Consider the following 24,201-nt stretch of genomic DNA (forward strand, 5'->3'; position numbering starts at 1 on the left):
TCGCTCCGGTCTCGGCGGCAGCAGGGAGAGATGGAGCCACCGTGACACGTGGGACGCGATTGCCGCCCGGCGGATGTGGCGTTCGGGTGGCGGCCCTTGCCGTGACCGGGCGAGGCGGGCGGGGCGGACAGGGGCGGGGGCGGGGCGGACAGGGGCGCCGCTGCGCGGAGCAGCCGTCCCCCACCCGCCCTTCCCCACCGTTCCCCGGGGCTCCGCGCCCCGGACCGCGCTATTGCTGCGCGTGCAGTACGGCGTTCGACGGGCCCCGCGAGGCCGAGAGGTCGCGCGCCACCGCTTCCGCGTCGCGCAGCGCCCGTACCGCGTTCGACCAGGTCAGCTTCGCCAGGTCGGCCTTCGACCAGCCGCGGGCCAGCAGCTCCGCGATCAGGTTCGGGTAGCCCGCCACGTCGTCCAGACCGGCCGGGGTGAAGGCCGTGCCGTCGTAGTCCCCGCCGATGCCGATGTGGTCGACGCCCGCGACCTCGCGCATGTGGTCGAGGTGGTCGGCGACGGTGGCGGCCGTGGCCACCGGCCGGGGGCGCTGCGCCTCGAAGGCCCGGTGCAGGGCCATCGCCTCGGGCGTGGTGTCCAGGTGGTGGAAGCCGTGCGCGCGCAGGTTCTCGTCGGCGGCCAGGGTCCACTCGACCGCCGCCGGCAGGATGAACTTCGGTACGAAGGTGGCCATCGCCACCCCGCCGTTGGCCGGGAGCAGTGCCAGCACGTCGTCCGGCACGTTGCGCGGGTGCTCGCACACCGCCCGGGCGGAGGAGTGCGAGAAGATCACCGGCGCCTCGGAGACCGCGAGCGCGTCCCGCATCGTCGTCGCGGCGACGTGCGAGAGGTCCACGAGCATGCCGACGCGGTTCATCTCGCGGACGACCTCGCGGCCGAAGTCCGTCAGACCTCCGTGGCGCGGCTCGTCGGTCGCCGAGTCCGCCCAGTCGATCGTGTCGTTGTGCGTGAGCGTCATGTACCGCACGCCCAGCTGGTGCAGGGCGCGCAGGGTGGCCAGGGAGTTGTTGATGGAGTGGCCGCCCTCGGCGCCCATCAGCGAGGCGATCCGGCCGTCGGCGCGGGCTGCCTCCATGTCCTCCGCCGTCAGGGCCCGCACCAGGTCGCCGGGGTAACGGTCGATCAGCTGGGCGACGGCGTCGATCTGCTCCAGGGTGGCGCTGACCGCCTCGTCGCCCGCGTAGTCGGAGCGGACGTAGACCGACCAGAACTGCGCGCCGACCCCGCCGGCCCGCAGCCGCGGGATGTCGGTGTGCAGGCGGCCGCTCTGGTCCGCGGCGATGTCCCGCCGGCCGAGGTCGTAGCGCACCTGCTGCCGCAGCGCCCAGGGCAGGTCGTTGTGGCCGTCCACCACGGGGTGCTCGGCCAGCAGCTCACGGGCCTCGGCCAGGTGCTGCGCCGCGCTCACTTGCCGAATCCGAAGGAGTCCGCGCCCGCGACCTTCGTACGCAGCCGCTTGCCCTTCTCGGTGGCCTGGTCGTTGAGCTCCTGCTGGAAGTCCCGCATCCGGGCCAGCAGCTCGGTGTCGTGGGCGGCCAGGATGCGTACGGCCAGCAGTCCGGCGTTGCGCGCCCCGGCGACCGAGACGGTGGCCACGGGGACCCCGGCGGGCATCTGGACGATCGACATCAGGGAGTCCATGCCGTCGAGGTACTTCAGCGGGACCGGCACGCCGATGACGGGCAGCGGGGTGACCGAGGCGAGCATGCCGGGCAGGTGGGCGGCCCCGCCCGCGCCCGCGATGATCGCCTTCAGGCCGCGGTCGGCGGCCTGCTCGCCGTACGCGATCATCTCGCGCGGCATCCGGTGCGCGGAGACGACGTCGACCTCGTACGGGATCTCGAACTCGTCCAGGGCCTGGGCGGCGGCCTCCATGACCGGCCAGTCCGAGTCCGAACCCATGACGATGCCGACGGCGGGACCGGCGGAGCCTGCGGAAGAGGTGGTGCTCATGCGGTGATCGTTCCCCTGAGGTAGCCGGCAGCGTGACGTGCGCGCTCCAGCACATCGTCCAGGTCGTCGCCGTAGGTATTGACGTGGCCGACCTTGCGGCCGTGTTTCACGTCCTTGCCGTACATGTGGATCTTCAGCTGCGGATCGTGGGCCATGCAGTGCAGGTACGCCGCGTACATGTCGGGGTAGTCCCCGCCCAGCACGTTCGCCATGACCGTCCAGCGGGCGCGCGGGCGCGGGTCGCCCAGCGGCAGGTCGAGGACCGCCCGTACGTGGTTGGCGAACTGGGAGGTGATCGCACCGTCCTGGGTCCAGTGGCCGCTGTTGTGCGGGCGCATGGCCAGTTCGTTGACGAGGATGCGCCCGTCGGTGGTCTCGAACAGCTCCACGGCCAGGTGGCCGGTCACGCCGAGCTCCTTGGCGATGCGCAGGGCGAGGGCCTGGGCCTCGCCCGCCAGCTCCTCCGAGAGGTTCGGGGCGGGGGCGATCACCGTGTCGCAGACCCCGTCCACCTGGACGGACTCGACGACCGGGTAGGCCACCGCCTGGCCGTGGGGGGAGCGGACGATGTTGGCCGCGAGCTCGCGGACGTAGTCGACCTTCTCCTCCGCGAGGACCGGGACGCCCGCCTTGAACGGGGCCTGCGCATCCTCGGGGGTGCGGACGAACCACACGCCCTTGCCGTCGTATCCGCCGCGCACCGTCTTGAGGATGACCGGGAAACCGCCGACCTCTTCCGCGAAGGCGCCCACGTCCGCCGGATCGCGCACGATCCGGTGGCGGGGGCTGGGCGCGCCGATCTCGTCGAGCTTGGCGCGCATCACCCCCTTGTCCTGGGCGTGCACCAACGCGTCGGGCCCCGGGCGGACGGGGATGCCGTCCGCTTCCAGGGCCCGGAGGTGTTCGGTGGGCACGTGCTCGTGATCGAAGGTGATCACGTCACAGCCGCGCGCGAAAGCGCGCAGCGTCTCCAGGTCGCGATAGTCGCCGATGACGACGTCGCTCACGACCTGGGCCGCCGAGTCCTCTGGGGTGTCACTGAGGATCTTGAATTTGATACCGAGGGGGATACCCGCCTCGTGGGTCATGCGGGCGAGCTGTCCGCCGCCGACCATGCCGACTACCGGGAACGTCACTCCTCCAGGGTATCCGGCGGTATTCGGCCATCGGGACCCGCGTGGACACAGCCCTGGCGCGGACCCGCCGGTGTGCCGTGCGTCGCAAGGGACTCCATGGCACAGACGGACCACAGGGGGGACACTTACGATGGCTGGGTTGACGATGATCCGGACGTCCCCGCGCGGGGCGGTGACCGACAGGGACTGAACCATCAGATGAGCACTCCGGGGAACGGTTCCGCCGTCGAACGCGTACGCGGCCTCATGCGAGAGGTCGCCAAGTTCGGGGCGGTCGGCGGCCTCGGCGTGCTGGTCAACCTGGGCGTCTTCAACCTGATCCGCCACACCACCGACCTCCAGGTGGTCCGTGCGAGCGTGATAGCCACCGTCGTGGCCATCGCCACGAACTACCTCGGCTTCCGGTACTTCGCCTACCGGGACCGGGCGCAGAGCGGCCGCACCCGCGAGCTGATCCTCTTCGCCGCCTTCAGCGCGATCGGCCTGGTCATCGAGAACGGCGTGCTGTACACCGCCACGTACGGCTTCGGCTGGGACGGCCCGGTCGCGAGCAACGTGTTCAAGTTCGTCGGCATCGGCACCGCCACCGTCTTCCGCTTCTGGTCCTACCGGACCTGGGTCTTCAAGGCCCTGCCCGTCCCCTCGGCGGACTCGCCGGCGGAGCCGATACCCGAGCCGGCTCCGCTGCCGAGGCCCGAGCCCCGCCCGCGGCCCCTGCCTGAGCCGGAGCCGGCGAACAACTAGTACGTCCCAGCGGCCCCTCGGCGGGCCTCACCGGACCGTGGTCTGCGGTTCGGTCCGGTCCGGCGCGGTGCGGCTGAGGAACAGCGCGAACACCGGCGGCTCCGCCTGGAGCAGTTCGAGCCGGCCGCCGTCGGCCTCCGCCAGGTCCCGGGCGACCGCGAGGCCGATGCCCGTGGAGTTGCGGCCGCTGATGGCCCGCTCGAAGATCCGGTTGCCGAGGTCCGGCGGGACTCCCGGGCCCTCGTCCGTGACCTCCAGCACCGCCTGGTTCCCGATCACCCGGGTGCGCAGCGCGACCGTGCCGCCGCCGTGCATGAGGGCGTTCTCCACCAGCGTCGCCAGCACCTGCGAGACCGCGCCGGGGGTGCCGACGGCCCGTACGCCCTGCTTCCCGGAGCGCACGATGGCCCGGCCCGCGCTGCGGTAGGCCGGGCGCCACTCCTCCACCTGCTGTTTGACGACCTCGTCGAGGTCGAAGGGGACCGCCGAGCCCGTACGCGGGTCCCGCGAGTTCGTCAGCAGCCGCTGCACCACGTCCGTGAGCCGCTCCACCTGGGTCAGGGCGATCGTCGCCTCCTCCCGTACGGTCTCCAGGTCCTCGGTGACCGTGATCTCCTCCAGCCGCATCGACAGGGCGGTGAGGGGGGTGCGCAGCTGGTGGGAGGCGTCGGCGGCCAGGCGCCGCTCGGCGGTCAGCATCCGGCCGATCCGTTCCGCGCTGGAGTCCAGCACGTCCGCGACCCGGTCCAGCTCGGGGACCCCGTACCGCCGGTGCCGGGGGCGGGGGTCGCCCGATCCGAGGCGTTCCGCGGTCTCGGCGAGGTCGGTGAGCGGGGACGTCAGCCGGTTCGCCTGCCGTACGGCGAGCAGTACGGCCGCCACGACGGCCAGCAGGGCCACCGCGCCGACCACCGCGAGGGTCCGCCCGACCTCCCGGGTGACCGTGGAGCGGGACTCCTCGACGATCACGGTCTCGCCCTGTTCGCCGCGCGCGGTGCCGCGGACGACGCTGCCGTCGATCCGGTCGCCGACCTCCACGACGGGGCGGCCGGGGATCACGACGCGGGCGTAGTGGCCCGCGTCGAGCTGCTCGGCGAGCGGGCCGGCGGCGACCTGCTTCTTCTCCAGGACGGCGGCCTCGACGATGCCCACGAGCCGCAGCGCCTCGGAGTCGATCCGGTCCTGGGCGCTGCTGGTGATCGTCCGGGTCTCCACGATGACGAGGGAGACCCCGAAGACGGCGATCACGACGAGCACCACGGCGAGCGTGGAGTTGATGAGGCGGCGGCGCATGCCTTAGAGGATGCCCTAGCCGGGCCTGGGACCGGGGCGGTCAGCTCTTCTCGAAGCGGAAGCCCACGCCGCGGACGGTGGCGATGTAGCGGGGGTTCGCGGCGTCGTCGCCGAGCTTCTTGCGCAGCCAGGAGATGTGCATGTCGAGGGTCTTGGTGGAGGACCACCAGGTGGTGTCCCAGACCTCGCGCATCAGCTGGTCGCGGGTGACGACCCGGCCCGCGTCCCGGACCAGGACCCGCAGCAGGTCGAACTCCTTGGCCGTGAGCTGGAGCTCCTCCTCGCCCATCCAGGCGCGGTGCGACTCGACGTCGATCCGTACGCCGTGGGTGGCGGGGGGCTGGGTGGTCTCGTTGGCGCCGCGCCGCAGCAGGGCCCGGACCCGGGCCAGCAGCTCGGCGAGCCGGAAGGGCTTGGTCACGTAGTCGTCGGCGCCCGCGTCCAGGCCGACGACCGTGTCCACCTCGTCGGCGCGGGCGGTGAGCACCAGGATCGGGAAGCCGTGTCCCTCCGCGCGCAGCCGTCGGGCGACTTCCAGCCCGTCCATGCCCGGCAGGCCCAGGTCCAGGACGACGAGGTCGACGCCGCCCTGGAGTCCCGCGTCCAGGGCGGTGGGGCCGTCCTCCCGGACCTCGACCTCGTACCCCTCCCTGCGCAGGGCGCGGGCCAGGGGCTCCGAGATGGATGCGTCGTCCTCGGCGAGCAGTACACGCGTCATGTGGGTGATGGTAGTCCGCGAGAGGTGAAAGGAGGGGCGTGCCTGCATACCCCTCTCGATCTGGGGTTATGAACTACTAACGGCCTTCGAATACCGTCAAACGGTTCCCCGGAATCCTGTGATCCATATCTCAAGTCCTTCCATATGCCGCAGTGTCGTGTCGTATGGTGGCGAGACGCCTGATGCACTACCCAGGGGACCTTTGTGCCGAAAAGCGAGCCGAAGGTCTCTGATTCTGTTCTGGCCGGTTTGGCAGTCTGGACGGACTGACACGACGGACTGCCCGGTCCGGCCCGATGACAGTGAATGACCTGTGGCCCGGGCCCTGCGCGCGAAGGTGCGCGACAGGGTGTGGATCCCGGTTACGGCTGAACCTTCGCCCCCGACGCACACGCCGGCGGCGAGACCCCCGGGCGTGGGGTTCGGGACATCCGTCGCCGGTGCCGGCCAACCCCCACCGGGCGCGGATGAGCTCACGAAGCCAAGCGTCCCGAGCAAGCAAGGATCGACCATGGCTTCCAGCCTGACGAAGGACCCGGCGGATCCGTCCACCGAGAAGACCTTCTTCGGCCACCCCCGTGGCCTGGCCACTCTGTTCATGACCGAGATGTGGGAGCGTTTCTCCTACTACGGCATGCGCGCCCTCCTCGTCGTCTACCTGATCTCGGGTGGCGTCGACGCCGCGACCGACAGCCAGGGCGGCGGCCTGGCCATGAAGGCCGCCACGGCCACGGCCATCTACTCCATCTACGTGGCCATGGTCTACCTCATGGCCATGCCCGGTGGCTGGTTCGGTGACCGCGTCTGGGGTGCCCGCAAGACCGTCGCCATCGCCGGTGGCGTGATCATGGCGGGCCACTTCTCGCTCGCCCTGCCCGGCCAGGCGATGTTCTTCGTCGGTCTCGCCCTGGTGGCGGCCGGTTCCGGTCTGCTGAAGGCCAACATCTCCACGATGGTCGGCCACCTCTACGACGGTCCGCAGGACCCGCGTCGTGACAGTGGCTTCACCCTCTTCTACGTGGGCATCAACCTCGGTGCCTTCGTCGCGCCGTTCGTCATCGGCACCGTCGGCCAGACCGTCAACTGGCACCTGGGCTTCGCCCTGGCCGGTGCGGGCATGGCGCTGGGTCTGGTCCAGTTCATGCTGGGTACCAAGCACCTCAGCCCGACCAGCAGCCTGGTGCCGAACCCGCTGTCGGCGCAGGAGCGCACCGCGATCATCACGAAGGTCGCGACCTCCGTCGGCATCATCGCCGTCTTCTACGCGGCCATCGGCTTCACCGGTGTCTTCACGCTGAACTGGGCCCTGGTGCCGCTGACCCTCGCGGGTCTGCTGATCCCGATCGGCGTCCTCGTCCGCATCAAGCGCGACAAGGACCTCTCGGCTCCCGAGCAGTCGAAGATGAACGGCTACATCTGGTTCTTCGTCGCCGCCGCCGTCTTCTGGATGATCTACGACCAGGGTGGCTCCACGCTGGCCGCCTTCGCCGAGAAGAACACCGCCAACACGGTCTTCGGCTTCGACTTCCCGTCGACGTGGTTCCAGTCCCTGAACCCGCTCTTCGTGATGTCCCTGGCCCCGGTCTTCGCCTGGCTGTGGATCTGGCTGGCGCGCAAGAACCAGGAGCCGAGCACCATCGTGAAGTTCGCGATGGCCCTGGTCCTGGTCGGTGGCTCGTTCTTCGTCTTCGTCGTGCCGATGGGCATGGCGAACGGCGGCGACAAGGTCAGCCCGATGTGGCTGGTCTCGATCTACATGATCCAGACGATCGCCGAGCTGTGCCTGTCCCCGGTGGGCCTGTCCGTCACCACCAAGATGGCTCCGCAGAAGTACGCGAGCCAGATGATGGGTGTCTGGTTCCTCGCGGTCACCGCCGGTGACTGCACCACGGGTCTGCTGTCGATCGCCGGTGTGGACCTGAACGGCACCTCGATCATCGCGGCGCAGGCCGCGCTGGCGGCGCTCGCGGGCTTCGCGATCTACATGTACCGCAAGAAGGTCCAGACGATGATGGGCGACGTCCACTGACGCCCCTGAGTCGCTGACCGAAGGGAGCGGCCCGGCACACCGGAAGGTGTGCCGGGCCGCTCCCTTTCTGCCGTACGGACTACCGGGCGCCGCGCAGGCGGCGCCACGGGGTGAAGGTGAAGACCGCGCCGCCGAGCAGGATGACCGTGCCGGCGACCAGGGCCAGGGCCTTGATGCCGCCGTCGTCCTCGGCGCCGGTGTCGGCGAGGCCGCCCGAGCTGGTGGGGCCGGTGGAGGTGTTGCCCGTGGTGGACGGCGAGCCGGAGCCGCCCGCCTGGGCGGTGGTGTCCAGCTCCAGCGAGACGCCGCTGCTGGCCGCCTTGCAGGGCACGTTGATCGGTGTGGCGCCCGGGGCCATGGTGACGTCGATCGTCAGCTGGTCCGGGCTCAGCGTCACCTTGCCGGTCTTGCCGGGCGTGTAGGTGCCGGTCATGTCGCTGAGGCTGACCGGGGCCTTGTCCGGGATCGGCTCCGCGTTGGCGGGGCCGGAGACCTTGACCATGCCGCTGTCGGCGCCGCCCAGCTTCACGTTCATCGAGGGCTTGAGGGCCCCCGCGGGCAGCGCCATGGGCGCGGCCATCGCTCCCTTCGCGGTCTTGACCGTCAGGTCGTACTTGCCGCCGTTCTTCTTGGCGTTGATCGTGACGGGGGTCTTGATGCCGCCGGGGACGACCGGGCCGCAGTCGAAGGCCACCTCGACGGCCTTGCCCGGGAAGTCGGTCTGGCCGCCGCCCCCGCCGCTGGTGGAGCCGCCGCTGGAGGTGGTGCCGCCCGAGGTGGTGCTGCCGCCCGAGGAGGTGGTGGTGCCGCCGGTCGTGCCGGCGGTGCCCGTGGAGCCGCCGGCCGTGGTGCCGCCGGTCGTGCCGCCGCTGCTGGAGCCCGCCGACACGTCGATGGTGGCCCCGGCGCTCACCTCGCCCTGCGGGGCGCACTTGGTGACGAACGTGCCGAAGGAGAAGGTGACGGCGACGTCGTACTTGCCCGGGGTCAGGGTGATCTTGCCGGCCTTGGTGAGCTTCAGCTTGCCCTTCATGGGTGACATGACCATGGGGGCCTTCTTGGGGATGGGCGGGTTCTTCTTCTCCCCGACCACCTTCAGCTCGCCCATCCCCCCGCCCAGCGCGATCCAGCCGGTGGGCTGGACCGCGTCCTGCGGGATGTCCATCAGGTCCGTGTTGTTCGAGGCGGGCTTGACGGTCTCCCAGACCACGTCGACCTCGTCACCGACCTTGGCCGTGGCCGGGGCGGTGATCTTGGCGGTGGTCGTGCCCTCGACCGGGTCGCCACCGCCCGCCGGGGGAACGCACTTGACCTTGTACGTGGCCTCGCCGGCCAGGGCGGGAGAAGCCGAGATGGCGATACCCGCGCCGCCGAGCAGCAGCGCGACCGCGGCCGCGCTCACCCTCCGTTGGGTTTTCACGAATGTCCCTTCGTCGTCGAACGGTTCTCAGACGGTGCGGACGTCTGTGGTGCTGTCTCCGGCGCGCTGTCCGGGGTGAACCACGGCAGGACCGCCGTGGGGGTCTCGGGGGGCTCCGCCGGTGGTGCGGAGCGGGCCGGCGCGGGTCCTCGTACGGCGGAAGCCGCCGCCCGTACGCGCGGCAGCCGGGCCGTCACGGCCGCGGCCGCCTCCGGGAGCCGGGCGCCCCGGTGGCGGCCGCCGGGGGGCACGGGGCGGCGCGGGCGGACCTTGTCGACGACGGCCATGCCGATGCGGAAGACCGCGGCCGGGACGACCACCAGAAGCAGGCCCCAGAAGAGCAGGACCCCGTACGGGCGGTCCACGCCCCAGGGCTGCGTGGCCAGGACCGTCTCGCCGTACTTGAGGGAGATCGTGTAGTCCCCGTACGCGCCCGCCGTGAGGGCCACGTCGAGCGCGATCTCGGCCTTGCCGCCCGGCGGGATGGTGCCCTTCCACCGGACCTCCTCCCACAGCGGGGCGAACACCCCGTGGGCGGTGCCGAGCTGGAAGACGGGGTCCTTGACCGGGGCCGAGCCCAGGTTGCCGACGGTGACCGTGAACTTCCGGCCGGGCGGGGCGCCGAACCAGGTCAGCACCCCGTCCTCGCCCTTCAGCCGGACCCCGGTGAGCATCGCGAGGCGCGGGGTGCCGGATTCGGCGGGCAGCTCGGCGACGGGATGGCCGGTGATCTTCAGGGGGACGGCGACGGTGGACTGGTCGCCGTTGACCGAGGTGACGTTGACGACGCAGGGGCAGGGCTTGGGCGGCTCCACCACCGGCAGCTGGGCGGCGAAGCGCCCGTCGTCGGCGACCGAGACGGCGGCCCCGTCGGCGTTGGCGCAGCTGTTGGTGCCGCCGATCATGTTCTGCCCGCAGACCAGCAGCATCACCAGGGTCTTGGCCCGCCAGCCGGTGCCGGTGACGGTGATCTCCGTGCCCTTGGCGGCCTCCTGGAGGGAGAGGGTCACGGCGGGCTTGCCCTCGTCGGCGGCGGCCGGGGCCGCCGGGAGCAGGGCCAGGGCGCACACCGCCAGCCCCGCCGCGAGGAGGGCCCCGAGCCTTCCGGTGGCTCCGGATCGGATGCCGGCGCCGGCCTTGGCACTCACCTGGATACTCCCGTCAGTTCGTGTTCCGGTGCGCGGCTGCGCTCGGGCTCGGGCGCCCGGTCCGGCGGCGTCCCCGTACGGGCCCGCCTGCGTACGAGGAGCAGTGCGGCCGCGGTGGTCCCGCCGAGGAGGAGCAGCCCGGCGCCCGTCCAGAGGGCGATCCGCCAGGGCACGAACCAGGCCGAGGCGGCGGCGGTGGCCCGGGCGCCGCCGGGGGCGGTGACGGTGAGGGTGAGGTCGACCCTGTCGAGGACGGGGGCGCCGGGCCAGGGTTCGGTGAGCTCGACCCGCTGGCCCGGGAGCAGTTCGAGGGGCAGGGCGCGGGCCGCGCGGCCGGGCACCTCGCCGAGGCGGCCCTTCGCGCGGATCTCCAGTTCGGGGGCGAGGGCCACGTTGCCGCGGTTGACCAGGGTGTACGCGACCTCCGCGGCGGAGCCCCGGCCCCGGACGGCGACGTCCTCGACGGTGAGGGCCGCGAGGGCGGGGCCGCTGATGCGCAGGTGGACCCGTACGCCCGCCTCGCGGCCGGCTTCGGTGGCGACCACCGCGGCGGGGTGGTCGCCGGGCGGGGCGGCGGGCGGCACGGTGACGGTGAAGGGGACCACGGCGCGGGTGCGGGGCGGGATCTTCACGGTGGTGCCGGTCCCGAAGCTGATCCAGGATCCGGCCCCGGCGGCGGCCCCGGCGGCGGCTCCGGCGGTCCCGGCCGGGGGCGCGGCGGGGCGTACCGCGAGGGCGCCGTCGGCGGTGTTGTAGGCATCGGCCCCGCGCAGGGTGACGGTGCGCTCCTGGTCGGTGGTGTTGGCCAGGGCGAGGCGGTCCTCCAGGACGGTGCCGGGGGTGCCCGCGAGGTAGAAGTACGGGCGGGCGCCGCCGGGCCTGGTGGCGGCGGTTCCGGCGGCGGGTTCGGCGGTCCAGCCGGGCTCGTCGGCGGTCGCGGCTTGCGCGGCGGCGGCGCTCGCGGCAGGCGCGGCATGCGCGGCATGCGCGGCAACGGTGGTCGCGGCTTGCGCGGTGCCCGCGTACAGCGCGGCAGCGGTGAGGAACGGCACGAGGAGGCGCGCGTGCCGCTTGAGGGCGTGGAGCACGGGCATGGCCGGGGGTGCTCCGTTCAGGACCGGGCCCGCCCACCGCGCCGGGTCAGCCAGAGCACCCCGGCGGCGCCGGAGAGCAGCACGGTGGCGCCGAGGGTGCCGAGGGCGAGGGCGGAGTCGGTGGGTCCGGTCTGCGGGAGGGTGGCGGGCCCCTCGCCGCCGGGCGGCGGGGCGCTGCCGGCGGGGGCGGTGACGTCCAGTTCCAGGGCCGGTCCGGGGCTGTTGCCGGGGGTGCAGGTGGTCGTGGTGCCCATGGCCTTGATGGTGAGCACCCCGGCGGTGAAGGTGACCTTGCCGCTCTTCTTGGGCGTGTATGTGCCCGAGAGGTCGGTGATCTTGATGGGGGTGTCGGCGGGGGCGGCCTCGGGGTTGGGCGGGCCGGAGACCGGTACGGAGGCCTTCTCGGCGCCGTCGACGAGGATGACCGCACTGGGGTTCATCGCGCCCTTGCCGAGCTCGATGGGGCTGGACGAGACGCCCTTCTGGAAGGACATCGTCAGCTTGTAGGCGTCGCCCTCCTTGACGGCCTTGATGTCGATGGGCGACACCGCCGACTTGTCCCCGATGGGGGTCTTGCAGTCGTAGGCCACGTCGACGACGGTGGCGTGCGCCGCGGGGGCGGCCAGCAGTACCGCCGATGCGGCCAGCGCGGAGGCCAGCGCGAGCGCGGTGGAACGTTTCCGGTCGGACACCTTCGTCTTCCCCTCGGGCCACAAGTTACTGACGACACATCAGATTGGTGGCTCAAGGTACGCCCGGGACCTTACGGAGGGAAGACAAAGGACAGCCCGGATCAGCGGCCCGTCGGCCGCACGGTTTCAGCCGTTTCCGCGCGTTCAGACCACCCGCGCGCCCCGCTGCCAGACGGCGGAGACGAGCGGGACGCCGGGCCGGTAGGCGAGGTGGACGTGGCTGGGGGCGTCGAGGAGGGCCAGGTCGGCGCGGGCCCCGGGAGTGACGGCGCCGATGTCGTCGCGGCGCAGCGCGCGGGCGCCGCCGGCGGTGGCCGACCACAGGGCCTCGTCGGGGGTCATGTGCATGTCCCGGACGGCGAGGGCGATGCAGAAGGGCATCGAACTCGTGTAGGAGGAACCGGGGTTGCAGTCCGTGGACAGGGCGACGGTGGCGCCCGCGTCGATCAGGCGGCGGGCGTCGGGCCACTGGGCGCGGGTGGAGAACTCGGCGCCGGGCAGCAGGGTGGCGACGGTGGTGCCGGCGGCCTGCGCGAGGGCGTCCACGTCCGCGTCGGTGAGGTGGGTGCAGTGGTCGGCGGAGGCGGCCTCCAGCTCCACGGCAAGCTGCACGCCGGGACCGTAGGACAGCTGGTTGGCGTGCACGCGCGGGATCAGCCCGGCGGCGGCGCCCGCGGTGAGGATCGCGCGGGCCTGGTCCCCGTCGAAGGCGCCCTTCTCGCAGAAGACGTCCACCCAGCGGGCGTACGGGGCGCAGGCCTCCAGCATCTCGCCGGTCACCAGGGCCACGTAGGCCGCCGGGTCCTCGGCGTAGTCGGGGGAGACGATGTGCGCGCCGAGGTAGGTGACCTCCTCGGTGTGCGCGGCGGCGATGCGCAGGGCCCGGGCCTCGTCGGCGACGGTGAGGCCGTAACCGGACTTGGTCTCGAAGGTGGTGGTGCCCTGGCGGCGGGCCTCGTCGAGGTGGCGCAGGAGGTTGTCCTCCAGCTCGGCGTCGCTGGCGGCGCGGGTGGCGGCGACGGTGGTGCGGATGCCTCCCGCGGAGTAGCTGCGGCCGGACATGCGGGCGTTGAACTCGGCGGTGCGGTCGCCCGCGAAGACGAGGTGCGAGTGGGAGTCGACGAAGCCGGGGATGACGGCGCGGCCGGTCGCGTCGAACGTGGTGTCGGCGGCCGGGGCCTTGTCGGCGGGGCCGACCCAGGCGATCTTGTCGTCCTCGATGACGACGGCTGCGTTCTCGACCAGGCCGAGGGGGCCTTCGCCCAGGGCGGGGTCGTTGGTGACGAGGCTGCCGATGTTCATGATGGCGGTGGTGGTCATGGGTTCCTCTCAGGGCTTGCTTGTCCCCCACCCCGCCCCTTCCCGAAACCGGGCTCTGCCCGGACCCGGTCCTCAAACGCCGGACGGGCTGAAGGATTCAGCCTCGCCGGCATTTGAGGCGCGGGGTCTGGGGCGGAGCCCCGGTTCGGGAAGGGGCGGGGTGGGGGAGAAGGCCCGCCGCAGACGGCACGGTCAGGAGCGGAGGGCGGCGATGGCGGAGGCGAGGGCCGACGGGACGTCGGGGACCAGGGTGTGGTGCCCGTCGCGGACGACGTGGCGGCCGCCGACCACCGTGTGCCGGACATCGGCGGCCGTGGCCGCGAACACGGCCGTCTCGGCGCCGAGACGGGGCACCGCCCCCGCCGTCCGTACGGAGTCCAGCGCGACGGTGGTGAAGTCCGCGAGCGCGCCCGGCTCCAGGCGGCCCGCGTCGGGCCGGCCGAGGGCTGCGTGCCCGTCGGCGGTGGCGGCGGTGAGTAGGGCGTTCGCCGTCCAGTGGCCCCGGGTGCGGCTGCGCAGGCGCTCGTTCAGCTCCATCGCGCGGGCCTCTTCGAACAGGTCGATCACGGCGTGGCTGTCGCTGCCGAGGGACAGCGGGCTGCCCGCCTGCTGGAGGCGGACCGCCGGGCCGATGCCGTCGGCGAGGTCGCGTTCGGTGGTGGGGCACATGCAGGTGCCGGTGGTGGTCCCGCCGAGGAGGGCGATGTCCGCGTCGGTGAGGTGGGTGTTGTGGACACCGGTGGTGCGCGGGCCGAGCACCCCGTGGTCGGCGAGGAGCTGGGTGGGGGTGCGGCCGTGGGCGGCCTGGCAGGCCTCGTTCTCGGCGGTCTGCTCCGAGAGGTGGACGTGCAGGGGGGCCTGATGTTCCTCGGCCCAGCGGGCCACGGTGGCCAGCTGGTCGGCGGGCACCGCACGGACCGAGTGGATCGCGGCGCCGATCAGAGCGTGCTCGCGCGGCTTGAGGTCGCTCACCCGCTGCGCCCAGGCCTCGGCGGTGCCGTCGGAGAAGCGCAGCTGGTGCGGGTTGGGCGGCTCCCCGAAACCGGCCGAGAGGTACGCCGTGTCCAGGAGGGTGATGCGGATGCCGGCCGCGGCGGCCGCCTCGATCAGGGCCTCGCCCATGGCGTTCGGGTCCGCGTAGGCGGCTCCGCCGGGGGCGTGGTGGACGTAGTGGAACTCGCCGACGTCGGTGATGCCGGCCAGCGCCATCTCGGCGTAGACGGCGCGCGCGAGCGCGAAGTAGCTGTCGGGGGTGAGGTTCTGGGCGACCTTGTACATGAAGTCGCGCCAGGTCCAGAAGGTGCCGCTGCCCACCTGGACGGTGGAGCGCAGGGCCCGGTGGAAGGCGTGGGAGTGCGCATTGGCGAGGCCCGGGATCGTCAGGCCGCGCAGCACCTCGGCGCCGGGGGGCGGGGTCGGGGCCCCGGTCCGGACGGCGGCGATCCGCCCGTCCGGGGACACCTCCAGGGCGACGCCCGGCTCGACGTGGGTGCCGAGCCAGGCGTGCTCCAGCCAGTACGTCTTGTGCGCGGTCACCGCGTGCCCCTTCAACTGCATGCGAGTCCTTCCAGTACGTCGGCGAGGGCCAGGACTCCGGCCACGCAGTCGTCCTCCGCGGCGAACTCCTTCGGGGAGTGGGAGACGCCGGTCGGGTTCCGTACGAACAGCATCGCGGTCGGGACGGCCGCGGAGAGGATTCCGGCGTCGTGTCCCGCCCCGGTGCCGAGGACGGGGACGGACCCGCCCAGGATCCGGTTCATCTCGTCGCGCAGGGCGTGCTCGAACTCCACGACCGGGGTGAAGGACTCCCGGACGACCGCGAGGTCGATGCCGTCCTGGCCGGCGCGCTCGTGGGCGGCCTTCTCGATGGCGGTGACGACCGTGTCGAGGGTGGCCTGGTCGGCGGCGCGCGAGTCGAGCCAGCCGCGCACCAGGGACGGGATCGCGTTGACCCCGTTGGGCTCGACGGAGATCTTCCCGAAGGTGGCGACGGCCCCGGCGAGGGCCGCCTCCGTACGGGCGGCCAGCACGGTCGCCGCGTAGGTGAGCATCGGGTCGCGGCGGTCGACGAGGCGGGTGGTGCCGGCGTGGTTGGCCTCGCCCCGGAAGTCGAACCGCCAGCGGCCGTGCGGCCAGATCGCCGAGGCGATGCCGACCCGGTCCCCGGAGAGGTCCAGGGCCCGGCCCTGTTCCACGTGCAGTTCGACGAAGGCGCCGATGCGGCCCAGGCGTTCGGGGTCGGCCCCGATGGCTTCGGGGTCGTACCCGGCGGCCTCCATGGCCTCGGGCAGGGAGATGCCCTCGGCGTCGCGCAGCTCGTACGCCTTCTCCTTGGTCAGCTGTCCGGCGGCGAGCCGGGAGCCGACGCAGGCGAGGCCGAAGCGGGCCCCTTCCTCGTCACCGAAGTTGGTGATGGCCAGTGGCCTGGCGAACTCCGCGCCCCTCCTGCGGAGTTCGTCCAGGGCCGCGAAGGAGGACACCACCCCGAGGGGGCCGTCGAAGGCCCCGCCGTCGGGGACGGAGTCCAGGTGGGAGCCGGTGACCACGGCGTCCCCCGCGAGGGGGTCGCCGAGCCAGGCCCACTGGTTGCCGTTGCGGTCGGTCTCGTACGTCATCCCGCGCGCCAGCGCCTGCTCCTGGAACCAGGTCCGGCAGTCGGCATCGGCCCCGGTCCAGGCGTAGCGGCGGTACCCGCCGGAGTCGGCGTGGCGGCCGATGGGCGCGAGCTCGGCCCACATGGCGTGGAACGAGCTGCTTTCTCCCCGCCCCGCCCTTCCTCCGTTCCCGGGGGCTCCGCCCCCGGACCCTCGCGCCTCAAACGCCGGCGAGGCTGAATCCGGCTCGCTCACGCGGAGTCACCCTCGCGCATGGGAACCCGCACGCCGCGCTCGTCGGCGACCGACTCGGCGATGTCGTAGCCCGCGTCGACGTGGCGGATGACGCCCATGCCCGGGTCGTTGGTGAGCACCCGGCGGATCTTCTCGCCGGCCAGCGGGGTGCCGTCGGCGACGGTGACCTGGCCGGCGTGGATGGAGCGGCCCATGCCGACGCCGCCGCCGTGGTGGATGGAGACCCAGGAGGCGCCGGAGGCGACGTTGACCATGGCGTTGAGCAGCGGCCAGTCGGCGATGGCGTCGGAGCCGTCGAGCATGGCCTCGGTCTCGCGGTACGGGGAGGCCACCGAGCCGCAGTCGAGGTGGTCACGGCCGATGACCAGCGGGGCGGCCAGTTCGCCGCTCGCGACCATGTCGTTGAAGCGCTCGCCGGCCTTGTCGCGCTCGCCGTAGCCGAGCCAGCAGATGCGCGCGGGCAGACCCTGGAAGTGGACCCGCTCGCCGGCCATCTTGATCCAGCGGTGCAGGGACTCGTTCTCCGGGAAGAGCTCCAGCATCGCCTTGTCGGTCTTGTGGATGTCCGAGGCCTCGCCGGACAGGGCGGCCCAGCGGAAGGGGCCCTTGCCCTCGCAGAACAACGGCCGGATGTAGGCGGGGACGAAGCCGGGGAAGGCGAAGGCGCGGTCGTAGCCGGCCAGCTGGGCCTCGCCGCGGATGGAGTTGCCGTAGTCGAAGACCTCGGCGCCCGCGTCCATGAAGCCGACCATGGCCTCGACGTGCTTGGCCATGGACTCGCGGGCCCGGGTGGTGAAGCCGGCCGGGTCCTTGGCGGCGTAGGAGGCCATGTCCTCGAAGTCGACGCCGGTCGGCAGGTAGGCGAGCGGGTCGTGCGCGGAGGTCTGGTCCGTGACGATGTCGATCGGCGCGCCCTCGGCCAGCATCTGCGGGAGCAGGTCGGCGGCGTTGCCGAGCAGGCCGATGGAGAGCGGCTTGCGGGCGTCGCGGGCCTCGACGGCCAGCTGGAGGGCGTGCTGGAGGCTGTCGGCCTTCACGTCCAGGTAGCGGTGCTCGATGCGGCGCTCGATGGCGCGCGGGTCGACGTCGATGCAGATCGCGACGCCGTCGTTCATCGTCACGGCGAGCGGCTGGGCTCCGCCCATGCCGCCGAGGCCGGCGGTGAGGGTGATGGTGCCGGCAAGGGTGCCGCCGAACTTCTTCGCAGCGACGGCCGCGAAGGTCTCGTAGGTGCCCTGGAGGATGCCCTGGGTGCCGATGTAGATCCACGAACCGGCCGTCATCTGGCCGTACATGGTCAGGCCGAGGTGCTCCAGGCGGCGGAACTCCTCCCAGTTGGCCCAGTCGCCGACGAGGTTGGAGTTGGCGAGCAGGACGCGCGGCGCCCACTCGTGGGTCTGCATCACGCCGACCGGGCGGCCGGACTGGACCAGCATCGTCTCGTCCTGCTTGAGGGTCTGCAGGGTGCGGACCATCGCGTCGTACGAGCGCCAGTCGCGCGCGGCCTTGCCGGTGCCGCCGTAGACGACCAGCTTGTCGGGGTGCTCGGCGACCTCGGGGTCGAGGTTGTTCTGGAGCATCCGCAGCGCGGCCTCCTGCTGCCATCCCAGGGTGCTGAGCTCGGTGCCTCGCGCGGCCCGTACGGGGCGGGGTCCTGACATGGCGGTGCCTCCTCCGATGTTGGTCAATCCATTCACATCCTCGCGCCCTGAATAGATTCAGTCAACAGCTGCGGGCGGCGGCGTCGGATGATGGGATGGCGGTCATGGCTGCCGAGACGCACACGCCGACGGACGCGGAGGGCGCCGCCGCGCGCCGGGACCGGGCCGTACGGGCCGCCGTGGAGCAGGGCCTCGTCGGCGGCGCCGACACCGCCGAGCCGCTGGCCTGCCTGCTGGACACGGCCGGGATCCGCTCCTCGGCCGCCGCCCTGACCGGCGCCTTCGCGGCCGCGCTGCCGCCCGGCACCCCCGTCCTGCACGCCTTCGCCGTCAAGGCCGCCCCGCTCGTCCCGGTGCTGCGGCTGCTCGCCGACGCCGGTCTCGGCTGCGAGGTGGCCAGCCCCGGCGAGCTGGCCCTGGCCCGGGCGGCCGGGGTGGAGCCGGAGCGGACGGTCCTGGACTCCCCCGCCAAGACGGCCGCCGAACTGCGCGAGGCCCTGGCCCTGGGCATCGCCGTCAACGCCGACAACCGGCAGGAGCTGGACCGCCTCGACGCGCTCGTCGCCGCCGCGCCCACCTCGTCCCCGGTCGGGATCCGGATCAACCCGCAGACCGGGGCGGGCGCCATCGACGCGCTGTCCACCGCCACGGCGACCTCGAAGTTCGGCGTCCCGCTGCGCGATCCCGGGGCGCGCGCATGGCTGGTACGGGCCTACCTGGACCGGCCGTGGCTGACCCGCCTGCACACCCACTCGGGCTCCCAGGGCGTCCCGCTGCCCCTGATCGCCGAGGGCGTACGGGAACTGCACGCGCTGGCCGAGGAGATCAACGCGGCGGCCGGACGCCGCCAGGTCGACACCCTCGACATCGGGGGCGGCCTCCCGGTGAACTTCGCCTCGGACGACCACACCCCGGGCTACCCGGAGTACGTGGCCGCCCTGCGCGCGGCCGCCCCGGCCCTGTTCGACGGCTCGTACGGCCTGGTGACGGAGTTCGGCCGGTCCCTGCTGGCCAAGCACGGCCTGGTCCTGGCCCGGGTCGAGTACACCAAGACCACCGGGGCCCGCCCGATCGCGCTCACCCACGCCGGCGTCCAGCTGGCGACCCGCACGGTCTACGCCCCGGCGGCGTGGCCGCTGCGGATCCTGGCGTACGACGCGAAGGGCGCCCCGAAGACCGGCGACCCGGTCGCCCAGGACGTCGCGGGCCCGGCCTGCTTCGCGGGCGACCTCCTCGCCACGGGCCGGGAGCTGCCGCGGCTCTCCCCCGGCGACCTGATCGGCGTCCCGGACACCGGGGCGTACTTCTTCACGGCCCACTACGGCTACAACAGCCTGCCCCGCCCGGCGGTGCACGGCTTCGCCGTGACCGGGGCAGACGAGGTCCGCTTCAGCCTCGCGCGCCCGGCGCAGAGCCTCGCGGAGATCGTCGCCGAGGCGGGCGGTGCCTTCCGGGACGCCCTGCGCTAGCCCGCCGCTGCGCGGAGCCTCTCCCCGCCCCGCCCTTTCGCCGTTTCCCGGGCTCTGCCCGGACCCGGTCCTCAAACGCCGGACGGGCTGAAAGATCCAGCCCCGCCGGCGTTCGAGGCGCGGGGGTCCGGGGGCAGGGCCCCCGGCAGCGGCGCCGCAGGTGCTACTCCACGAACAGCCCCCGCGCAGCGGCCCTGGCGTCGAAGGCCTCCAGCCGCGCCTGCGCGTCCGGCAGCGCGTCGGCCATGGCCTCCAGAAGGACCCGGCCCAGCAGCATCGGCGCGCAGGCCGTGTCGAAGGCCAGACCCGTGCCGACCGGGGCCGGGATCAGCAGGTCCGAGTGGCGGGCCACCGGAGCGAAGGCCGAGTCGGCGACCGTCACCACGGTCAGCCCGGCCCTGCGCGAGCGTTCGAGGGTCTCCACGACCTCCCGGGGGTGGCGGGGCAGCGCGAAGCAGAGCAGCGCCGTGGCGCCGTCGTAGCGGGCCGCGTCGATGCGGTCCTCAAGCATCGAGCCGCCCTCGTCGAGCAGCCGTACGTCGGGATGCACCTTGGCGGCGAAGTACGCGAAGCCGCGCGCCTGCGAGGACGCCGCCCTGAGCCCCAGCACCGGCAGCGGGACCGAGGCCGCGAGCAGCCGGCCCGCCTCCTGGACCGGCGCGGGGTCGGCGAGCACCGCGGCCAGCTGCCGCAGGTTCTCGATCTCGCCCTGGACGGCCTGCTGGTACTCGTTGTACGCGTCCTCGGGCGCGGCGCCCGCACGCTCCGCCGGAGCCACCTCGCGCAGGTGCCGGCGCAGGGCGGGGTACCCGTCGAAGCCGAGGGCCACCGCGAACCGGGTCACCGAGGGCTGGCTCACCCCGGCCAGTTCCGCGAGCTCCACGCTCGACAGGAAGGGCACCTCCGCCGCACCGCGCACCATGCAGTGCGCGATCCGCCGCTGGGTCGGTGTCAGCCGGTGGCCCTCGAACAGCTTCTGCAACCGCGCGGCCGGGCTGTCGCTCATCCCGTCCCCTCCGTCCCGGTGATTTATTCAGTCACGGAGCACTCTGCATGCGGTTATGCAGCTCGGCAAGCCGGTGCCGGTCCGCGAGACGCGGGACGCGGGGCCCGGCGGGATACGGGGGCTAGCCCCAGTGCCGCGGGACGCGGCGGTTCCTACGGTGGGGCCATGGACGCGCACGCCCGAGAGCTGAAGAAGGAACTCGACGCCACGCTGGAAGCCCGGCGGGAGCTGGGTCCGGAGTACGAGGCCGCGCTCGTGGACTCGTTCGTCGAGAAGGTCGACACGCAGGTCCGGCGCCGGCTCGCCGAGGAACGCCTCTCCGCCGCGCGCGGCGGCGGCCACCGCCCCGATCCGGCGGACGGGAACTTCGGCGAGCGCTTCGGCTTCGCCATCGTCTCCCTGGTCCTGGCGATCCCGCTCTCGGCCATCGCCGCCGCCCACGCGCACTTCGCGGGTCTGCTGGTGGCCTGGATCGGCATCGTGGGTGTGAACTTCATCCACGCGGGCAAACGGCTCCGGTCAGGCGGAGGCCGGCACACCTCCGCCTGACCCTTCACACCGCAGGGGCGAGTGAGCCGAGCCGGCAACAGGCGTCCCGGAGGCGAACCGAGCCTGAAAGAGGAGTGCGCGGGGACCGCCGCACCCCGGTTGCCCGGGGGCGGGACGACGGCGGTCCCCGCGTTGGACACGGCCGGGTCAGGGCCGTCCGCGTCCGTGGCGTCCACGTGGTCCGGGAGCCGCTCCGGGGTACGCAACGCCGTTCGGTGTGCCGGCCGGGATCCGGTTGCCCGGGCTTCCCCGCCGACGAACACCACTGTGCCGGAGCCGTGTTAAGCCGGTGCTGCCGTCACGTGTCGGGCCCGTACCGTTTGCGCGACGGCCGCGCGCGGCTCCGTACCGCGGGCTGCTACTTCGCGGTCTTGGCCAGGAAGGCGAGCAGGTCCTGACGGCTGACCACACCCGTCGGCTTGCCCTCGACCAGCACGATCGCCGCGTCCGCCTCGCCGAGCACCGACATCAGCTCGGCCACCGGCTCGCCGGAGCCGACCTGCGGCAGCGGTGCGCTCATGTGCTTCTCCAGCGGGTCCCCGAGGGAGGCCCGCTGCGCGAACAGCGCGGCCAGGAGTTCCTTCTCGACCACGGAGCCGATGACCTCGGCGGCCATCACGTCCGGGTGTCCGGCGCCCGGCTTCACGATCGGCATCTGCGAGACGCCGTACTCGCGCAGGACCTCGATGGCCTGGCCGACGGTCTCCTCGGGGTGCATGTGGACCAGGGAGGGGATGCCGCCCTCCTTGTCGGCCAGCACGTCACCGATGCGCGCGGAGGGCCCGGCCTCCTCCAGGAAGCCGTGGCCGGCCATCCACTCGTCGCTGAAGATCTTGCTGAGGTAGCCGCGGCCGCTGTCGGGCAGCAGGACGACGACGACGTCGTCCGGGCCCAGGCCCTCGGCGGCGCGCAGGGCGGCGACGACGGCCATGCCGCAGGAGCCGCCGACGAGGAGGCCCTCTTCCTTCGCCAGCCGGCGGGTCATCTGGAAGGAGTCCTTGTCGGACACCGCGATGATCTCGTCGGTGACGTTCGGGTCGTAGGCGGTCGGCCAGAAGTCCTCGCCGACGCCCTCGACGAGGTAGGGGCGGCCGGAGCCGCCGGAGTAGACCGAGCCCTCGGGGTCGGCGCCGATGACCTTGACCTTGCCGCCGGACACCTCCTTCAGGTAGTTGCCGGTGCCGGAGATCGTGCCGCCGGTGCCGACGCCCGCGACGAAGTGGGTGATCTTCCCGTCCGTCTGTTCCCACAGCTCGGGACCGGTGGTCTCGTAGTGCGAACGGGGGTTGTTCGGGTTGCTGTACTGGTCGGGCTTCCAGGCGCCCGGGGTCTCGCGCACGAGGCGGTCGGACACGTTGTAGTACGAGTCCGGGTGCTCGGGGTCGACGGCGGTCGGGCAGACCACCACGTCGGCGCCGTAGGCGCGCAGGACGTTGATCTTGTCGAGGGACACCTTGTCAGGGCAGACGAAGATGCACTTGTAGCCCTTCTGCTGGGCCACGATGGCGAGTCCTACGCCCGTGTTGCCACTGGTCGGCTCCACGATGGTGCCGCCGGGCTTGAGGGCTCCGCTCTGCTCGGCCGCCTCGATCATCCGTACGGCGATCCGGTCCTTCACGGATCCGCCGGGATTGAAGTACTCGACCTTGGCCAGCACGGTGGCCTGGAGGCCTTCGGTCACACGGTTGAGCTTCACCAGCGGGGTGTTGCCGACGAGGCTGATCATCGAGTCGTGGAATTGCACCATGTTCTCCAAGGAGGGGACTCCACGGGTTCTCCGGGAGGTCCGGCCAGAGTATGCGGAAAGGGATTGGCCGACCGTCCGTACGGGGCAGGTAGGTCAAACGAGGCTCAGTCAGGAAGCGAGGTGGCCTGAAGAGTGTCCAGAGCGAGGACAGCCCGCCGGATCGCGGCGGGGGCAGCGTACGGCGGGGGCGGAATCGGGCTGGTCGGGGCCGCCGCGGTGGGACTGGTGCTGGCGGAGGTGCAGTTCGCCAAGCGGACGGTGGGGACCGGACTGGGGGAGCCGCCCCGCGCGGACGGGCTGTACGGGAGCGAGTTCTCCGGGCCCGAACAGAGCCCCGGCCCGCTGCGTCTGGGGATGCTGGGCGACTCCACGGCGGCGGGTCTCGGCGTACGGCGGGCCCGGCAGACTCCCGCGGCCCTGCTGGCCTCCGGGCTGGCGGCGGTGGCCGAGCGGCCGGTGGAGCTGCGCAACGTGGCTCAGTCGGGGGCCATGTCGGACGATCTGGACCGGCAGGTGGGCCTGCTGCTGGAAGGTGACGCGCCCGCCCCCGACGTGTGCGTGATCATGATCGGCGCGAACGACGTGACCCGCCGGATGCCGCCCACCCAGTCGGTGCGGCTGCTGACCTCGGCGGTCCGCAGGCTGCGCCTGGCGGGGGCCGAGGTCGTCGTGGGCACCTGCCCGGACCTGGGCACCATCGAGCCGGTGTACCAGCCGCTGCGCTGGGTGGCCCGCCGGGTCTCGCGCCAGCTGGCCGCCGCGCAGACGATAGGGGTGGTCGCGCTGGGTGCCCGTACGGTCTCGATGGGGGATCTGCTGGGCCCCGAGTTCGCCGCGAACCCGCGCGAGATGTTCGGTCCGGACTCCTACCACCCGTCGGCGGAGGGGTACGCGACCGCCGCCATGGCCATGCTGCCGACCCTGTGCGCGGCGCTCGGTCTGTGGCCCGAGTCCGACCGGCTGGACGTGTCGCGGGACGAGGACATGCTCCCGGTGGCGAAGGCCGCGTCCGCCGCCGCGGGCGAGGCGGGTACGGAGGTCACGGCGGCCCGTGGCCCCTGGGCACTCCTCAAGCACCGCCGCCGCCGGCGGGTCCAGGCCGAGGACCTGTCGTCGCCGGCCGCGGTGGTCTCCGACCCGGTGTAGTTCGCTCCGCGGTGCCCGGCGCCTCCGGCCCCTCCGGCGTTTGAGGAGCGGGGTCCGGGGCAGGGCCCCAGCAGCGGCGCCGCACAGTCGTACGGGCCCGGCCCGGGACCGCAGACCCCGCGGGAGCGACGGGCATCACACCTCCCGGCCGGTGACCTCGACCGTACGGGGCGGTAACTTCGCATGCGGTCCCGCAACGTCGCACCCTTGGAGCC

The 24,201-nt window shown here is 72.8% G+C and carries 20 protein-coding genes; 5 read left to right on the forward strand and 15 right to left on the reverse strand.

The window, feature by feature from the left end; all coding sequences use genetic code 11:
* Positions 1-229 precede the first annotated feature (229 nt).
* Genes AB0D94_RS17465 through AB0D94_RS17475 form a run of 3 tightly spaced genes read right to left on the reverse strand, consistent with a single transcriptional unit; the run spans position 230 to position 3,080 of the window.
* A complete protein-coding gene (locus AB0D94_RS17465) occupies positions 230-1,420 on the reverse strand; it encodes a dipeptidase (protein ID WP_362052169.1) in 1,191 nt (396 codons plus the stop codon).
* The gene (gene purE, locus AB0D94_RS17470; RefSeq protein WP_362052171.1) at positions 1,417-1,965 is read right to left on the reverse strand and encodes a 5-(carboxyamino)imidazole ribonucleotide mutase; all 549 of its coding nucleotides are present in this window, start codon (positions 1,963-1,965) and stop codon (positions 1,417-1,419) included. The genes AB0D94_RS17465 and purE overlap by 4 nt, the downstream gene beginning before the upstream one ends.
* Positions 1,962-3,080 (reverse strand): 5-(carboxyamino)imidazole ribonucleotide synthase, encoded by a 1,119-nt coding sequence (locus tag AB0D94_RS17475; protein WP_362052294.1) that lies wholly within the window; start codon positions 3,078-3,080, stop codon positions 1,962-1,964. Before AB0D94_RS17475 ends, purE begins: the two co-directional genes overlap by 4 nt.
* A gap of 219 nt (positions 3,081-3,299) precedes the next feature.
* On the opposite strand from AB0D94_RS17475, the gene AB0D94_RS17480 reads away from it, so the two are divergent.
* Positions 3,300-3,845 (forward strand): GtrA family protein, encoded by a 546-nt coding sequence (locus AB0D94_RS17480; RefSeq protein WP_362052173.1) that lies wholly within the window; start codon positions 3,300-3,302, stop codon positions 3,843-3,845.
* Between the two features lie 27 nt (positions 3,846-3,872).
* On the opposite strand, the gene AB0D94_RS17485 is transcribed toward AB0D94_RS17480, so the two are convergent.
* Positions 3,873-5,138: an ATP-binding protein gene (locus AB0D94_RS17485; RefSeq protein WP_362052175.1), complete on the reverse strand. Its 1,266-nt coding sequence runs from the start codon at positions 5,136-5,138 to the stop codon at positions 3,873-3,875.
* Positions 5,139-5,178: 40 nt separating this feature from the next.
* Positions 5,179-5,856: a response regulator transcription factor gene (locus AB0D94_RS17490; RefSeq protein ID WP_362052177.1), complete on the reverse strand. Its 678-nt coding sequence runs from the start codon at positions 5,854-5,856 to the stop codon at positions 5,179-5,181.
* A gap of 511 nt (positions 5,857-6,367) precedes the next feature.
* Between AB0D94_RS17490 and AB0D94_RS17495 the strand changes: the two genes are divergently transcribed.
* Positions 6,368-7,885 carry an oligopeptide:H+ symporter gene (locus tag AB0D94_RS17495; RefSeq protein WP_362052179.1) on the forward strand — a complete coding sequence of 506 codons (1,518 nt, stop codon included), beginning with the start codon at positions 6,368-6,370 and terminating at the stop codon, positions 7,883-7,885.
* Positions 7,886-7,964: 79 nt separating this feature from the next.
* Here AB0D94_RS17495 and AB0D94_RS17500 read toward each other — a convergent pair whose 3' ends face one another.
* The 8 genes from AB0D94_RS17500 to hutU form a co-directional block, all read right to left on the reverse strand.
* Positions 7,965-9,287, reverse strand: a complete 1,323-nt coding sequence (locus AB0D94_RS17500) for a hypothetical protein (RefSeq protein WP_362052181.1) — start codon at positions 9,285-9,287, stop codon at positions 7,965-7,967.
* 14 nt (positions 9,288-9,301) lie between these two features.
* The gene (locus AB0D94_RS17505; protein WP_362052183.1) at positions 9,302-10,453 is read right to left on the reverse strand and encodes a hypothetical protein; all 1,152 of its coding nucleotides are present in this window, start codon (positions 10,451-10,453) and stop codon (positions 9,302-9,304) included.
* A complete protein-coding gene (locus tag AB0D94_RS17510; protein ID WP_362052184.1) occupies positions 10,450-11,547 on the reverse strand; it encodes a hypothetical protein in 1,098 nt (365 codons plus the stop codon). The genes AB0D94_RS17505 and AB0D94_RS17510 overlap by 4 nt, the downstream gene beginning before the upstream one ends.
* A gap of 17 nt (positions 11,548-11,564) precedes the next feature.
* Entirely contained in the window at positions 11,565-12,239 is a 675-nt protein-coding gene (locus tag AB0D94_RS17515) for an LPXTG cell wall anchor domain-containing protein (protein WP_362052186.1), read from the reverse strand.
* Positions 12,240-12,383: 144 nt separating this feature from the next.
* Complete coding sequence (gene hutI, locus AB0D94_RS17520) at positions 12,384-13,559, reverse strand: imidazolonepropionase (protein ID WP_362052188.1); 1,176 nt, start codon at positions 13,557-13,559, stop codon at positions 12,384-12,386.
* Positions 13,560-13,751: 192 nt separating this feature from the next.
* Positions 13,752-15,116 carry a formimidoylglutamate deiminase gene (locus AB0D94_RS17525; protein ID WP_362052190.1) on the reverse strand — a complete coding sequence of 455 codons (1,365 nt, stop codon included), beginning with the start codon at positions 15,114-15,116 and terminating at the stop codon, positions 13,752-13,754.
* Entirely contained in the window at positions 15,107-16,297 is a 1,191-nt protein-coding gene (locus AB0D94_RS17530; RefSeq protein ID WP_362052192.1) for an allantoate amidohydrolase, read from the reverse strand. Before AB0D94_RS17530 ends, AB0D94_RS17525 begins: the two co-directional genes overlap by 10 nt.
* A 107-nt stretch (positions 16,298-16,404) precedes the next feature.
* Positions 16,405-18,069: a urocanate hydratase gene (hutU, locus tag AB0D94_RS17535; protein WP_362052194.1), complete on the reverse strand. Its 1,665-nt coding sequence runs from the start codon at positions 18,067-18,069 to the stop codon at positions 16,405-16,407.
* Positions 18,070-18,173: 104 nt separating this feature from the next.
* Here hutU and AB0D94_RS17540 point away from each other — a divergent pair, with 104 nt between their 5' ends.
* Positions 18,174-19,538, forward strand: coding sequence for a diaminopimelate decarboxylase (locus tag AB0D94_RS17540; RefSeq protein WP_362052196.1), 1,365 nt, complete (start codon positions 18,174-18,176; stop codon positions 19,536-19,538).
* Between the two features lie 163 nt (positions 19,539-19,701).
* On the opposite strand, the gene AB0D94_RS17545 is transcribed toward AB0D94_RS17540, so the two are convergent.
* The gene (locus AB0D94_RS17545) at positions 19,702-20,544 is read right to left on the reverse strand and encodes a MurR/RpiR family transcriptional regulator (RefSeq protein ID WP_362052198.1); all 843 of its coding nucleotides are present in this window, start codon (positions 20,542-20,544) and stop codon (positions 19,702-19,704) included.
* 165 nt (positions 20,545-20,709) lie between these two features.
* Here AB0D94_RS17545 and AB0D94_RS17550 point away from each other — a divergent pair, with 165 nt between their 5' ends.
* On the forward strand, positions 20,710-21,093 hold the full coding sequence (locus tag AB0D94_RS17550) for a hypothetical protein (RefSeq protein ID WP_362052200.1): 384 nt from the start codon (positions 20,710-20,712) through the stop codon (positions 21,091-21,093).
* A 358-nt stretch (positions 21,094-21,451) separates the two neighbouring features.
* Here AB0D94_RS17550 and AB0D94_RS17555 read toward each other — a convergent pair whose 3' ends face one another.
* Positions 21,452-22,837 (reverse strand): cystathionine beta-synthase, encoded by a 1,386-nt coding sequence (locus AB0D94_RS17555; RefSeq protein WP_362052296.1) that lies wholly within the window; start codon positions 22,835-22,837, stop codon positions 21,452-21,454.
* Positions 22,838-22,972: 135 nt separating this feature from the next.
* On the opposite strand from AB0D94_RS17555, the gene AB0D94_RS17560 reads away from it, so the two are divergent.
* Entirely contained in the window at positions 22,973-23,986 is a 1,014-nt protein-coding gene (locus tag AB0D94_RS17560) for an SGNH/GDSL hydrolase family protein (protein ID WP_362052202.1), read from the forward strand.
* The last annotated feature ends 215 nt before the right edge of the window (positions 23,987-24,201 follow it).

The organism is Streptomyces sp. NPDC048255 (assembly GCF_040652415.1).
Lineage (GTDB): Bacteria > Actinomycetota > Actinomycetes > Streptomycetales > Streptomycetaceae > Streptomyces.